The 13699-nt window shown below is 65.6% G+C and carries 12 protein-coding genes; 9 read left to right on the forward strand and 3 right to left on the reverse strand.

Going from position 1 to position 13699, the window contains the following annotated elements; genetic code table 11:
- Positions 1-45: 45 nt before the first annotated feature.
- The 3 genes from metE to aceA form a co-directional block, all read right to left on the reverse strand.
- Positions 46-2337, reverse strand: a complete 2292-nt coding sequence (gene metE, locus HF886_RS01075; RefSeq protein WP_169651298.1) for a 5-methyltetrahydropteroyltriglutamate--homocysteine S-methyltransferase — start codon at positions 2335-2337, stop codon at positions 46-48.
- 107 nt (positions 2338-2444) lie between these two features.
- Positions 2445-3341 (reverse strand): 3-hydroxybutyryl-CoA dehydrogenase, encoded by an 897-nt coding sequence (locus HF886_RS01080; RefSeq protein WP_169619314.1) that lies wholly within the window; start codon positions 3339-3341, stop codon positions 2445-2447.
- Positions 3342-3461: 120 nt separating this feature from the next.
- The gene (aceA, locus tag HF886_RS01085) at positions 3462-4751 is read right to left on the reverse strand and encodes an isocitrate lyase (protein WP_169619312.1); all 1290 of its coding nucleotides are present in this window, start codon (positions 4749-4751) and stop codon (positions 3462-3464) included.
- A 460-nt stretch (positions 4752-5211) separates the two neighbouring features.
- Between aceA and ramB the strand changes: the two genes are divergently transcribed.
- The 9 genes from ramB to HF886_RS01130 all read left to right on the forward strand — a co-directional run bounded on the left by ramB (position 5212) and on the right by HF886_RS01130 (position 13678).
- The gene (gene ramB, locus HF886_RS01090) at positions 5212-6624 is read left to right on the forward strand and encodes an acetate metabolism transcriptional regulator RamB (RefSeq protein ID WP_169619310.1); all 1413 of its coding nucleotides are present in this window, start codon (positions 5212-5214) and stop codon (positions 6622-6624) included.
- Positions 6625-6819: 195 nt separating this feature from the next.
- A complete protein-coding gene (urtA, locus tag HF886_RS01095) occupies positions 6820-8100 on the forward strand; it encodes an urea ABC transporter substrate-binding protein (RefSeq protein WP_169619308.1) in 1281 nt (426 codons plus the stop codon).
- A 34-nt stretch (positions 8101-8134) separates the two neighbouring features.
- A complete protein-coding gene (gene urtB / locus HF886_RS01100; protein WP_169651299.1) occupies positions 8135-9019 on the forward strand; it encodes an urea ABC transporter permease subunit UrtB in 885 nt (294 codons plus the stop codon).
- A complete protein-coding gene (gene urtC, locus HF886_RS01105; RefSeq protein WP_169651300.1) occupies positions 9019-10146 on the forward strand; it encodes an urea ABC transporter permease subunit UrtC in 1128 nt (375 codons plus the stop codon). Before urtB ends, urtC begins: the two co-directional genes overlap by 1 nt.
- The gene (gene urtD / locus HF886_RS01110; protein WP_169619302.1) at positions 10143-10949 is read left to right on the forward strand and encodes an urea ABC transporter ATP-binding protein UrtD; all 807 of its coding nucleotides are present in this window, start codon (positions 10143-10145) and stop codon (positions 10947-10949) included. The genes urtC and urtD overlap by 4 nt, the downstream gene beginning before the upstream one ends.
- Complete coding sequence (gene urtE / locus HF886_RS01115; protein ID WP_169619603.1) at positions 10949-11641, forward strand: urea ABC transporter ATP-binding subunit UrtE; 693 nt, start codon at positions 10949-10951, stop codon at positions 11639-11641. The genes urtD and urtE overlap by 1 nt, the downstream gene beginning before the upstream one ends.
- Positions 11641-12330 carry a GntR family transcriptional regulator gene (locus HF886_RS01120; protein WP_169651301.1) on the forward strand — a complete coding sequence of 230 codons (690 nt, stop codon included), beginning with the start codon at positions 11641-11643 and terminating at the stop codon, positions 12328-12330. Before urtE ends, HF886_RS01120 begins: the two co-directional genes overlap by 1 nt.
- A 19-nt stretch (positions 12331-12349) precedes the next feature.
- Positions 12350-12883, forward strand: a complete 534-nt coding sequence (locus tag HF886_RS01125; RefSeq protein WP_169651302.1) for a carboxymuconolactone decarboxylase family protein — start codon at positions 12350-12352, stop codon at positions 12881-12883.
- 99 nt (positions 12884-12982) lie between these two features.
- Positions 12983-13678, forward strand: a complete 696-nt coding sequence (locus tag HF886_RS01130) for a GntR family transcriptional regulator (RefSeq protein WP_169619297.1) — start codon at positions 12983-12985, stop codon at positions 13676-13678.
- Positions 13679-13699 lie beyond the last annotated feature (21 nt).

Below are 13699 nucleotides of genomic sequence, written 5' to 3' on the forward strand. Positions count from 1 at the left end.
CCGGAATTCCGGTCGGGGGCGGTGCGGTGTCGGGCGAGTTGGCGACTACCCGGCGTTCGAGGACGCCCGGCGCCGGAGCCTGCGTGCCGCGGCCACGAGATTCCGCAGCGACGGCTCGAGCTGCCAGTAGTGACGCGTCTTGAGCCCACCGTCCGGGTTTGCCCACAATCGGTCGAGCTCCACGGATTCCGCTGCCTCCGAGAGCAGTTCGTCGAGCTCGTCGATGTCGGGGATCCGGGCGGACCGGGATTCGTACACACCCGGTCCGACACCGTGGGACAGTGCCCTGTCCTTGATCGCTTCGAGCACCCAGCCGATGGACCGCGTTGCCACGATGGCGGTGACGTCCGCGTCCAGCCGTTCGATCGCGTCGACCACCGACTCCTGACCCGAGTAGGTCAGGTGCGTATGGATCTGCGTCTCGGGCTTGGCGCCACCGGTCGCGAGCCGGAACGCGTCGACCGCCCAGTCCAGGTACTCGGCCCGGCCGTCCTGCCGCAGCGGAAGCAACTCGCGGATAGCGGGTTCGTCGACCTGGATGATCGCGATGCCCGCTCGCTCGAGATCTGCGATCTCGTCGCGGATCGCGAGAGCGAGCTGATCGGCCGTTTCGTGCAGAGGCTGGTCCTGCCGCACGTACGAACGAGCCAGCATGGTGACCGGGCCGGTGAGCATTCCCTTGACCGGCTTGTCCGTCAACGACTGAGCGAACGAAATCCACTCCACCGTCATCGGCTTCGGCCGCACGATGTCGCCGTACAGAACCGGCGGACGAGTACAGCGCGAACCGTAGGCCTGCACCCACCCGTAGTGGGTGGTCGCGAAACCCTCCAGCAGTTCGGCGAAGTACTGCACCATGTCGTTGCGTTCGTGCTCACCGTGCACGAGCACATCGAGTCCGATGTCCTCCTGGAGACGGATGGTGGATTCGATCGTCTCCTGGATGCGCTTGACGTACTCCTCCCACGACAGCCGTCCCTGCCCCAGCTCGTACCGAGCCTTGCGGGTGTCGTCCGTCTGCGGGAACGACCCCAGCGTCGTGGTCGGCACGGGCGGAAGATTCAGCCGTGCCTGTTGCGCAGCTCGGCGCTCCTCGTACGGTGCGCGATGGCGATGCTCGGGTGTGAGCGCGTTCATCCGGGCCCGGACGGTGTGCTTCTGCTTGAAGTGCACCGACACCGGCGGCCTCCGCCACCGTTCCTCGGCGCCGGTGGTCAGCGCCTTCGCGAGCGAGACCACCTCACCGACCTTCTGCTTCGCGAATGCGAGGCGGTCGGCCACATCGCCGGGGATGTCGTACTCGACGAGCAGGTCGTACGGAACGTGCAGCAACGAGCACGACGTCGAGACGACGAGGTCCGGCGCAATCGCCGCGATCGACTGGATGTATTCGAGAGTGCGACGCCGATCCGTCTTCCAGACGTTGCGGCCGTCGACGACACCCGCGTAGATCCGCTTCCGCTTGAGACCGGGCACAGCCGCGAACTCGTCGGCGCTCATCCTGCCGTTGACGAGATCGAGACCGATCGCCTCGACCTTCGACGACGCCAGGATGGGGAGCGCTTCACCGAACGAGCCGTACGGTCCTGTGACCAGGATGCGCGGACGGAGCGGGGCATGCGCCAGCACGTCGTATGCCCGGCGCAGCGCGGCCAGTTCGTCGTCGCTGCGATCCTCGGTGAACGACGGCTCGTCGAGCTGGACGCACGTGGCGCCGGCGCGCGCGAGCTGCTCGAACAGCTTCTCGTACTGCGGGAGCAGCGAATCGAGAAGGTCGAGGGTCCGGAAACCTTCTCGAGCGGAGGTCGGCGCGACCTTGGACAGCAGCAACAGCGACACCGGGCCGAGCACGACGGGCCGGAGTTCGATGCCGTCGGCCTTCGCCCGTTCGAACTCGTCGAGAACCGCTGCCGAATTCAGCTCGAAGACCGTGTTCTCGTCGAGTTCCGGCTGGCGGTAGTGATAGTTGCTGCCGAACCAGCGCACGAGCTCGAGGGGCGGGAAATCCTCACGCCCGCGGCACATCGTGAAGTAGAAATCGAGCGGGTCGAGTTCACCCAGCAGTGGGCGGAACCGCTCGGGGACCGCGCCGAACAACAGGGCGTTGTCGAGCACATGGTCGTAGTAGGAGAACGTGTTTCCGGGGACCTGGGTCAGGCCGGTCGCCGCGAGCTCGCGCCAGGTGTCTTCCTGGATGTCGCGAGCGACGGCGACGAGTTCGTCGCGCGTGCTCGTGCCGTGCCAGTAGGACTCGAGAGCACGCTTGAGTTCACGGCGGGGCCCGATACGCGGATACCCGAGGATGCTTGACCCGTATCCGTCGGCAGGAGTTGCCATGTCGGAGTCGACCTTTCCCTCATGCACTTCGCGCCCGTGCACCGGCAGCCGGTGCGTGAAGCACTGCTGTCGGAGCACGGGCGCCGAAGTACGGTGGTGCTGACTGGCTAGCTGGCCTTCTTGATCGCGCGGCCCTTGTCGGCGTATTCATAGAAGCCGGCGCCCGACTTCTTTCCGACGAGCCCTGCCTCGACCATCCGCTGCAGCAGCGGCGGTGCGGAGTACAGGGGCTCCTTGAACTCCTCGTACATCGAGTCGGCAATCGCCTTCACCGTGTCGAGTCCGACAAGGTCGGTCAGTGCGAGGGGGCCCATCGGGTGAGCACAGCCCAGCACCATCGTCTTGTCGATATCGTCCTTGGTTGCGAATCCGGATTCGACCATCCGGATCGCCGACAGCAGGTACGGCACGAGCAGCGCGTTCGCGATGAAGCCGGCACGATCCGACGAACGGACGACCTGCTTGCCGAGTACATCCGCAGCGAACGCCTCCGCGCGCCGAGCGACGGTGGAACCGGTCTTCAGCGTGGTGACCAGCTCGACGAGCGGGAGCACGGGCACCGGGTTGAAGAAGTGCATCCCGATGACTCGCTCGGGAGCCGCGGTCGCGATGCCGAGCTTCATGATCGGGATCGACGACGTGTTGGATGCCAGCACCGCGTGGGGATCGGTGACGATCTTGTCGAGTTCGGCGAAGATTTCACTCTTCACCTTCTCGTCCTCGACGACGGCCTCCACGACGAGCTGACGGTCGGCGAAGTCACCGAGGTCGGAGGTGAAGCGCAACCGCCATGCAGCCTGCTCCCGCTCGCGCTCGGTGATCTTGCCGGTGCTCACCCCACGGTCGAGCGACCGGAGGATGCGGGCGCGTCCGGCTGCCGCGAGTTCGCGGGTCTGCTCGAACACGAGTACGTCGACATGAGCGCGTGCGCACACCTCGGCGATACCTGCGCCCATGATGCCGGCGCCGATCACGCCGACGCGCTGAATCTTTTCGCTGGTCACGTCAGCTCCTTCTCGTTTGTGGGGTCGTGAGAGGTCGTCGCTGGATGCGCGCGCACCCCGCGGCGGGATATCGGGGACCTGAGGGATCCCGCCGCGGGGTGGACCTGGGTGGCGCTGTTCCTAGTGGAACTGGCCTTCCTCGGTGGAGCCCTTCAGGGCAGCCGTGGAGGTGTTGGGATCGACGGTGGTGGCGATCGAATCGAAGTAGCCGGCGCCGACCTCACGCTGGTGCTTGATGGCGGTGAAGCCACGCTCTGCAGCAGCCTTGAACTCGCGCTCCTGCAGGTCGACGAAGGCGGTCATGCCCTCGCGGGCGTAGCCGTGCGCCAGGTCGAACATGCCGTAGTTGAGCGAGTGGAAGCCTGCCAGCGTGATGAACTGGAACTTGAAGCCCATCGCGCCGAGCTCCTTCTGGAACTTCGCGATGGTCGCGTCGTCCAGGTGTGCCTTCCAGTTGAAGGACGGGGAGCAGTTGTAGGCGAGCAGCTGGTCCGGGAACTCGCTGCGGACTGCCTCGGCGAACTTCTTCGCAACCTCGAGGTCCGGCACGCCGGTCTCCATCCAGATGAGGTCGGAGTACGGGGCGTAGGCCTTGGCGCGAGCGATGCAGGGCTCGATGCCGTTCTTGATGCCGTAGAAGCCTTCGGCGGTACGGGTGCCGTCGAGGAACTCACGGTCGCGCTCGTCCACATCGGAGGTGATCAGCGTGGCTGCCTCCGCGTCGGTACGGGCGATGACGACCGTCGGGACGTCGGCGACGTCGGCTGCGAGGCGAGCCGAGGTCAGGGTGCGGATGTGCTGCTGGGTGGGGATGAGCACCTTGCCACCGAGGTGGCCGCACTTCTTCTCGGAAGCGAGCTGGTCCTCCCAGTGGGAACCGGCAACGCCGGCCGCGATCATGGCCTTCTGCAGCTCGTACACGTTGAGTGCGCCACCGAAGCCGGCTTCGCCGTCGGCGACGATCGGTGCCAGCCAGTTCTCGACCGAGGTGTCACCCTCGACCTTGGCGATCTCGTCGGCGCGCAGCAGTGCGTTGTTGATACGGCGCACGACCTGCGGGACCGAGTTCGCCGGGTACAGCGACTGGTCCGGGTAGGTGTGACCCGACAGGTTCGCGTCGCCGGCAACCTGCCAGCCGGACAGGTAGATGGCCTTGAGGCCGGCGCGGACCTGCTGCACAGCCTGGTTGCCGGTGAGGGCGCCCAGGGAGTTGATGTAGTCCTCGTTGTTGACGAGATCCCAGAGGATCTCGGAGCCGCGACGCGCGAGGGTGGCCTCTTCGACGACGGTGCCCTGCAGCTTCGCGACCTGCTCGGCCGTGTAGTTACGGGTAACCCCGTTCCAGCGGGGGTTGGTGTCCCAGTCCTTCTGAATTTCCTCAGCGGTCCTCGGGGTGCCGGTAGTCGACATCAAAAAGCTCCACTCTCTCGATCTGAATCCGCTATGAACGCTCAGCAGTACATACGTACGGCTTCACATCCTTTGCGTTCCTTTCGGATGTACTCCATGACAATGACACAGCCGAAAAACCCCGTCTACCTGTTGCTAATGCCAATCTTGGCTAGGTTCGAACGGGCCCTTGCAAAGGTTGCTAATAAGTGGCCCCGCCAACGACCGGGTTTTTTACCCTTTGGTTACCCGCCGGTAGGTTCCTACCTCGGCTTATGCCGGAAAAGTAATGTGGCGACGACCGGAGCCGGAGGACGCGCCACCGAGCCCGGCACTCACCACCGAACCCGCGCCTCTGTGAGCGCACTCACAGGACCGGCACCGGCCGGATCCGGCTCCCCGGCGCTCAACGGACGCCTTCTCTTAACAACCTGCGAACAACACATTGCGAAGCACCCCGACCGGGCTTTACCCTGGGCGAATGGCCAAGACCTTCGTCGGCGCCCGCTTGCGCCAGCTACGCACCGAGCGGGGACTGAGCCAGGCCGCGCTTGCCAAGACACTCGAGATCTCCGCCAGCTACCTGAACCAGATCGAACACGACGTCCGGCCTCTCACCGTGCCGGTACTCCTGCGCATCAGCGAAGTGTTCGGGGTCGACACGACGTTCTTCTCCTCCCAGGACGACACCCGGCTCATCGCAGAGATGCGTGAGGTCGCGCTCGACCAGGAGATGGGCATCGACACCGACGCCCAGGAGATCGCGGAGATGGTCGCGGCGCATCCCAACCTGGCGCGCGCCATGGTCAACATGCACCGCCGGTTCCGGAACACCACCGCGCAACTCGCCGCGGCCACCGAAGACCGCTACAGCGACGGCAGCGGCAGCGGCGCCATCACCATGCCGCACGAAGAAGTGCGCGACTACTTCTATCAGCGCCACAACTACCTGCACGATCTCGACACGGCAGCGGAGGAACTCGCCAACCGGATCCGATTCCACCGTGGCGACGTGGGCGGGGAGATCGCCAAGCGCATGCAGACCGCGCACGACGTCCAGATCGTCAAGCGCATCGACCTCGGCGAGAACATCCTCCACCGCTACGACCCGGAGACCCGGATCCTCGAGGTAGCGCCCCAGTTGTCGGGTGGCCAGCAGGTGTTCAAACTCGCCATCGAGCTGGCGTACCTCGAATGCGGAGACCTCATCGACCGCCTCGTCGACGAAGGTGCGTTCACGAGCGACGCGTCGCGCACTCTCGCCCGCTTGGGCCTGGCCAACTACTGGGCAGCCGCACTGCTCCTGCCGTACACGCAGTTCCACGAGATCTCCGAGAACTTCCGGTACGACATCGAGCGGCTCTCCGCCTTCTACGGCGTGAGCTACGAGACGATCACGCACCGCCTCTCCACACTGCAGCGGCCCAAGCTGCGTGGCGTCCCGTTCTCCTTCGTCCGGGTCGACCGCGCCGGCAACATGTCGAAACGACAGTCGGCGACCGGATTCCACTTCTCGACGAGCGGTGGCACCTGTCCGCTCTGGAACGTGTACGAGACGTTCGCCTACCCCGGCAAGATCATGACGCAGATCGCGCAGATGCCCGACGGCCGGCGCTACCTCTGGGTTGCCCGCACCGTCGAGCGCCGCGCGGCTCGCTACGGGCAGCCGTCCAAGACCTTCGCGATCGGGCTGGGCTGCGAACTGCGCCACGCCCACCGTCTCGTCTACGCCGACGGTCTCGACCTCGACGAAAGCAATCCCGGCACCCCGATCGGGTCGGGCTGCCGCGTGTGCGAGCGCGTGAACTGCCCGCAGCGGGCGTTCCCGCCCCTCGGCAAGGAGATCGACATCAACGAGCACCGCAGTTCGGTGTCTCCGTATCTCGTCCGCTGACGACGCGTCACCGACTCGCACACAGCGCTGTAAGGACGATGTAACACACTCGTCACCCGCGTCACACAACTGTGACCGGGAGATATTCTGGCGCAACAACGCCCTTCTAGTGTTTGGCCTCGCGGATACAGAGTTGTATACGCCGCCGGATACACCGGTCCTCTCCGGTCCCACCTTCGAAGGAAGGGCACCTTCATGTCAGTTGCCAGGTCCAAGTTCGCCACTCGCGCCATCGCGGCGCCTGCAGCGCTGGTCGCCGTCGGTCTCGTCCTGACCGCCTGTGGAAGCCGCGCGGGAGACACGCCCGACTCGTCGGCGGGCGCCTCCGGTGGCACGTCCTGTGTCGACACCTCGGGCGACACCATCAAGGTCGGTTCGCTGAACTCGCTCTCGGGCACGATGGCGATCTCCGAGGTCACCGTGCGTGACTCGATCGCCCTCGCCGTGGAAGAGATCAACGCGGACGGCGGCGTCCTCGGAAAGCAGATCCAGGTCGTCGCGGAAGACGGTGCGTCGGAGCCGACGGTCTTCGCCGAGAAGGCCGAGAAGCTCATCAGCTCCGATTGTGTCGCAGCGGTATTCGGAGGATGGACATCGTCCAGCCGCAAGGCGATGCTCCCGGTGTTCGAGGATCGCAACGCATTGCTGTACTACCCGGTCCAGTACGAGGGCCTCGAATCGTCGTCGAACATCTTCTACACCGGTGCGACCACCAACCAGCAGATCGTGCCGGCGCTGGACTACCTCAAGGAACAGGGCGTGAAGTCCTTGTACCTGGTGGGCAGCGACTACGTGTTCCCGCAGACCGCGAACCGGATCATCAAGGCCTACGCCGAGGCGAACGGCATCGAGATCAAGGGCGAGGACTACACCCCGCTCGGGTCGACCGACTTCTCCACCATCGTCAACAAGGTCCGCACCGCCGACGCGGACGCCGTATTCAACACGCTGAACGGCGATTCCAACGTCGCGTTCTTCCGTGAGTACACCAACGCGGGTCTCGACGCGAAGGACATGCCGGTCGTCTCGGTGTCCATCGCCGAGGAAGAGGTCGTGGGTATCGGCGCGCAGAACATCGAAGGCCAGCTCACCGCGTGGAACTACTACCAGACCGTCGAGTCCCCCGAGAACGCGTCGTTCGTCGAGGCGTACAAGGCGAAGTACGGCGCGAACAAGCCGACGTCCGACCCGATGGAAGCTGCTTACACCTCGGTCTACCTGTGGAAGAACAGCGTCGAGAAGGCCGAGTCGTTTGCGGTCGAGGACGTCGTGAAAGCTTCCGACGGAGTCTCTTTCGACGCTCCTGAAGGCACCGTGACGATCGACGGCGACAACCACCACATCACCAAGACCGCCCGTATCGGTGAAATCCGCGGCGACGGCCTGATCTACACCGTGTGGGAGTCGGACGGCGCCGTCGATCCCGATCCGTACCTCGAGTCCTACGACTGGGCTGCCGGACTCTCCGGAAACTGACGCTCACGACCGGGAAGCCGACCAGGGAGGCACCATGGATGTCCTTGTAGGACAGTTGTTCACAGGATTGAGTATCGGTTCGATCCTGCTGCTGGCGGCACTGGGCCTGTCGCTGACCTTCGGGCAGATGGGCGTGATCAACATGGCCCACGGCGAATTCATCATGGCCGGCAGCTACACCGCCTTCGTGGTCCAGCAGGTGATCTCGTCCGCGGGTGTGTCCCTGTTCGTCTCGCTGCTCGTCGGCTTCCTGGTCGGTGGGGCGATGGGTGTCCTGCTCGAGGTCACCCTCATCCGCCGCATGTACCACCGGCCCCTCGACACCCTGCTCGTCACGTTCGGTGTGGGCCTGCTGCTCCAGCAGGCCGCCCGCGACATCTTCGGCGCACCCGCCGTCAACGTCGTGGCCCCGGCCTGGCTGTCGGGCGGTGTCGAGATCCTGGGCGCGGTGGTACCGAAAACCCGCCTGTTCATCTTGGCGCTGTCGGTGATCTGCGTGATCGCACTCATCGCCTCGATGAAGTACACCCCGATGGGCCGCCGGATCCGCGCGGTCGTGCAGAACCGCGACCTCGCGGAAACCGTCGGGATCTCCTCGCGCCGCACCGATATCACCACGTTCTTCCTCGGTTCGGGCCTCGCGGGCCTTGCCGGCGTGGCGCTGACGCTGATCGGCTCGACCAGCCCGACCATCGGGCAGGCGTACCTGATCGACGCGTTCCTCGTCGTCGTCATCGGCGGCCTCGGCAGGATCGAAGGCGCCGTGCTCGCCGCCGTCGCCCTGGGTCTGCTCAATTCGTTCATCGAATACTCCACCACCGCTTCGATCGCGAAGGTGATCGTCTTCGTGATCATCGTGATCTTCCTGCAGGTCCGTCCCCAAGGCCTGTTCGCCGTCAAGACGAGGAGCCTGGTCTGATGTCTGTGACGTTCTCCCCCCGGTCCCTGACACAACCCGGACCCGTCCGCACCGCAGCAGGATTCGCGCTCGCCGCGCTCGTGTTGTTCGGCATCGCGCCGGCGTTCCTGTCCGACTTCCGGCTGGGCCTGCTCGGCAAGTTCCTGTGCTTCGCGATCGTCGCCGTCGGAATCGGGCTCGCATGGGGGCGCGGCGGCATGCTGACCCTCGGGCAGGGCGTGTTCTTCGGGCTCGGCGCATACATCATGGCAATGCATCTCAAAATTGCCGACGCACAGTTGCGTGAGGACTCCGTCCCCGACTTCATGCAGATCGCGGGAATCCGTGAGCTACCGGCATATTGGGTGCCGTTCACCTCACCGTTCGTCGCGATCCTGTCGATCCTCATCGTCCCGGCGCTCGTCGCGGCACTGCTCGGGCTCGGTGTGTTCAAGCGACGTGTGAAAGGCGCCTACTTCGCGATCCTGTCCCAGGCCCTCGCCGCCGCCTTCGCCATCCTGCTCGTCGGTCAGCAGTCCACCGGCGGTTCCAACGGCCTCAACCGGTTCCGCACCTTCTTCGGCTTCGAACTCTCCGATCCCGTCAACAAGCGGATGCTGTTCTTCATCGTGGCGGCCATCCTGCTGCTCGTCGTCGCCGCAACCCGGCAGTTGATGCAGTCCCGCTACGGTGAACTGCTCGTCGCGGTGCGCGACCAGGAGGAACGCGTCCGGTTCCTCGGCTACGACCCCGCCAACATCAAGGTGGTGGCCTACACCGTCGCCGCGTTCTTCGCCGGCATCGCCGGAGCGATGTTCGTTCCCATCGTCGGCATCATCTCCCCCGCCGACATCGGCATCGTTCCGTCCATCGCCTTCCTCATCGGCGTCGCCATCGGAGGCCGCAGCACCCTGCTCGGGCCGGTCCTCGGCGCGATCGGAGTCGCGTGGGCCCAGACCGCGCTGTCGGAGAACTTCCCCTCGGCCTGGACCTACGCTCAGGGACTGCTGTTCATCGTGGTGGTCGGCTTCTTCCCCGCCGGCCTGGCCGGACTCGCCACCGTATGGCGCCGGCGCCGCCGGTCCCGGCCCGCACCACCCGCCGACGACGTACCCGCAGCGACGACCGAATTGGAGCCGGCACGATGAACGCACCCGTCTACGGCGGCAACGCCGGCATGGCCAGCGACTACCTCGAAATCCGCGATCTGCGAGTCACCTTCGACGGCTTCCACGCCGTCGACGGAGTGAACCTCACACTCCTGCAGGGAGACCTGCGCTTCCTGATCGGACCCAACGGCGCGGGCAAGACCACCCTCGTCGACGCGGTCACGGGCCTGGTCCCCGCAACCGGTTCCATCACCAAGTCCGGAATCGAACTCGTCGGCAAGAAGACGCACAAGATCGCCCGCCTCGGCGTCGGCCGGACGTTCCAGACCGCGTCGGTGTTCGAGGAACTGTCGGTGCTCCAGAATCTCGATATCGCCGCAGGTGCCGGGCGCTCCCCGTGGCAACTACTGCGCCGACGTAAAGATGTGCTGCCCGAAATCGAGGAAGCCCTCGAGACGATCGGCTTGTCCGCCCACCGCGACACGCCGGCAGGCATCCTCGCGCACGGCCAGAAGCAGTGGCTCGAGATCGGAATGCTCCTCGTCCAGAACGCCGACGTGTTGCTGCTCGACGAACCGGTCGCGGGCATGAGCGGCGACGAACGCGAGGAAACCGGCCGGCTGCTGCGCCGTATCGGCGCGCAGCGCACCGTCGTGGTGGTCGAACACGACATGGACTTCATGCGTGCGTTCGCGACCTCCGTGACCGTGCTGGCCCGCGGCAAGGTCATCGCGGACGGCACCGTCGAAGAGGTGCAGAACGATCCGCAGGTCCAAGAGGTCTACCTCGGCACCGCAGCTGCGGTCGGTTCCGACGGCACCGACACGTTCCAGGAGGCATGATGCTCGAACTCGTCGACGTGCGAGCCGGTTACGGCCGCACCGAAGTCATCCACGGTGTCTCGGTCACCGTTCCCTCCGACGGAGTCGCCGCCGTGATGGGCCACAACGGCGCCGGCAAGACCACGCTGCTGCGCGCCGCCGTCGGCCTGCTTCCGATCTCCTCGGGCAAGATCCTGTTCGACGGGCACGACATCAGCGGGCTCCGGCCGGCAGCACGCGTGGCCCGGGGACTCGCCTACGTGCCGCAGGGCCAGCAGTCGTTCGGGCAGCTCACCTGTAGCGAAAACCTGCAGGTCGTCGCGGACGGCCGCAAGAACGGCAAGAAGCTCGTCGCCGATATGCTCGACCTGTTCCCCGCGCTCGTCCCACTGCTCGACCGTCGCGCGGGGCTGCTCTCCGGCGGCCAGCGTCAGCAACTCGCGATCGCGCGCGCTCTGATCACCGAGCCGCGCATGCTCATCCTCGACGAACCGACCGAAGGCATCCAGCCCTCGGTGGTCGCCGAGATCGAGAACACCATCGTCGAACTCAGTCGCGGCGGAAACCTCGGTGTCCTGCTCGTCGAACAGCACATCGGCTTCGCCCTCGACAACGCGCGCCACTACTACGTGCTCGAATCCGGGCGCGTGACCTCCACCGGAGAGGGTGGCGCGGACGCCGCGACAACCGTCCGCGCGGCGATGGCGATCTGATGCGTCCCGGCGTCACCCGGCGGGAGCAGGTCTACCGGGCCTTGCGCACCGACCTGATGTCGGGCGACCTCACCCCCGACGAACGCCTCAGTGAGGAACGGCTCGCCGAGCACTACGGGGTGTCGCGCACCCCGGTGCGCGAGGCGCTGGCTCGGCTCGTGTCCGACGGTCTCGTCGAACGTCGCGAGTACGGGTTGTTTCCGTATCGGCCGCGCCTCGAAGATCTCGCGGGCCTCTACGAACTCCGGATCACCCTGGAACTTCGCGGAATTCGGCGCGCGCGGGACGACGACTCCATCCGGCACGACCCCGACATTCTCGGTCCCGAACTCGACCGCTGGTACGGCATCCGCCTGAATCTTCCGGAACCCGACGCAGGATTTGTGACGCTCGACGAGCAATTCCATCTCACGATGCTGGCGGCGTCCGGAAACCGTGCGCTGTGCGACGCACTTGCCGTGGTCAATCAGAAAGTGCGGCCGGTGCGCATGTTCGACTACCTCACCCCGGACCGGATCTCCGACACGGTCGACGAGCACATCGCCGTCGCGGAACTCGTCCTGGACAACAGACTCGACGACGCGCACCGCATGCTCCTCGAGCACATCGGCACCTCCCGGACCGTTGTCGTACGGCGCTCGGAGGAAGCCCTGAACGTGGCGCGGCTTGCCCGGGCGGTCCGTGAGTGATCGTGCGACACTGGCGGGTATGACGCCCCGCATCCGGCCCGGACGTTTCAGGGAACTCGGTCCTCTCAACTGGGCCGCATGGAAAGCGCTCTCCGCGGCGGCGGGGACCACCGACGCCCATCTGTTCAGCACGCTCGGACGGACGGGCCGGTTGTTCCGGGGATGGCTGCACTATTCCGGCATGTTGATGCCCTTCGGCAGGCTCGGCCGCTTCGAGGGCGAGATGATCATCCTGCGGGTCGCGCACTTGCGGGGCAGCGCATACGAGACCGACCATCACACCCGGCTGGGCCGGCGCGCCGGCATCACCGACGACCTCCGTACGCGCATCGTCGCCGGGCCGGACGCCGAGGGCTGGAGCCCCCGTCACCGCGCGATCCTCGGCGCCGTCGACGAACTGGTCGCGACGAAAGATCTCTCGGACGAGACGTGGTCGACGCTCGCGGATCACCTCGACGATCGAAAGCTCATCGAATTCTGCTTGCTGGTCACCCAATACGACGGTCTGGCCACGACGATCGGCACTCTCCGCCTCGAACGCGACTTCGGTTAGTCACCGGCACCTGCTCACACGGTGAACGTGAGCATCCTCTAACCCGGCCGTAACACGGCGTCACAACGGTGTCATCGCAGGTCAATAGCGTATACAGCTATGTCGACAGAAACGGACACAGGGACACCGGAGCCGCTGCGACTCCAGGTCTACCGCCAGTTGCGTGACGATGTGATGAACGGGTCGGTCCGTGTCGGCGACCGTATGACGGAGCCGAAACTCGCTGCACGGTTCGGTATCTCACGCACTCCGGTACGCGAAGCACTCGCGATGCTCGTCTCCGACGGTCTGATTCGCAGAGAAGACTACGGATTCTCACCCCAGCCGCCGAGCATTCCGCGCATCCGGAATCTGTACGAACTGCGAATCACCCTGGAATTGCAGGGCATCACCCGCGCACTCGACGATCCGGCCGTGCGGCACGACCGGACGGCACTCGAATCCGAACGTACGCGGTGGCGGGCACTTGCCGACGACCCGCCCGCGCAGGAACCGGGCTTCGTCGTCGCCGACGAGGAGTTCCATGTGGCGCTGTTGGCGTCGTCCGGGAACACCGAACTCGTGTCCGCGCTCGAATCCGTCAACTCCCGGATTCGCCATGTACGGATGTACGACTTCATGGTCAACAGCCGCATCGAAACGTCGATCGCAGAGCATCTCGGCATCCTCGACGCCGTCCTCGACGACGACCTTCCTACCGCTCGCACCCTGCTCCACCGCCATATCGGCGAATCTCTCTCCGTTGTTCTCGACAGGGTGACCCGCGCGGTCACCGCGATGTCGCTGGCCGACTGACAGCGCTGCCGTCCCGCCCCT

This window comes from Rhodococcus sp. 105337, assembly GCF_012844225.1.
GTDB lineage: Bacteria > Actinomycetota > Actinomycetes > Mycobacteriales > Mycobacteriaceae > Rhodococcus.

Bases quoted from the DNA above. Each gene is read 5' to 3' on its own strand.
- urtB (WP_169651299.1), top strand. From the start codon at position 8,135: ATGGATGTCCTTGTAGGACAGTTGTTCACAGGATTGAGTATCGGTTCG.
- HF886_RS01130 (WP_169619297.1), top strand. From the start codon at position 12,983: ATGTCGACAGAAACGGACACAGGGACACCGGAGCCGCTGCGACTCCAG.
- aceA (WP_169619312.1), bottom strand. From the start codon at position 4,751: ATGTCGACTACCGGCACCCCGAGGACCGCTGAGGAAATTCAGAAGGAC.
- urtD (WP_169619302.1), top strand. From the start codon at position 10,143: ATGAACGCACCCGTCTACGGCGGCAACGCCGGCATGGCCAGCGACTAC.
- HF886_RS01125 (WP_169651302.1), top strand. From the start codon at position 12,350: ATGACGCCCCGCATCCGGCCCGGACGTTTCAGGGAACTCGGTCCTCTC.
- ramB (WP_169619310.1), top strand. From the start codon at position 5,212: ATGGCCAAGACCTTCGTCGGCGCCCGCTTGCGCCAGCTACGCACCGAG.
- metE (WP_169651298.1), bottom strand. From the start codon at position 2,337: ATGGCAACTCCTGCCGACGGATACGGGTCAAGCATCCTCGGGTATCCG.
- urtE (WP_169619603.1), top strand. From the start codon at position 10,949: ATGCTCGAACTCGTCGACGTGCGAGCCGGTTACGGCCGCACCGAAGTC.
- urtC (WP_169651300.1), top strand. From the start codon at position 9,019: ATGTCTGTGACGTTCTCCCCCCGGTCCCTGACACAACCCGGACCCGTC.
- urtA (WP_169619308.1), top strand. From the start codon at position 6,820: ATGTCAGTTGCCAGGTCCAAGTTCGCCACTCGCGCCATCGCGGCGCCT.
- HF886_RS01120 (WP_169651301.1), top strand. From the start codon at position 11,641: ATGCGTCCCGGCGTCACCCGGCGGGAGCAGGTCTACCGGGCCTTGCGC.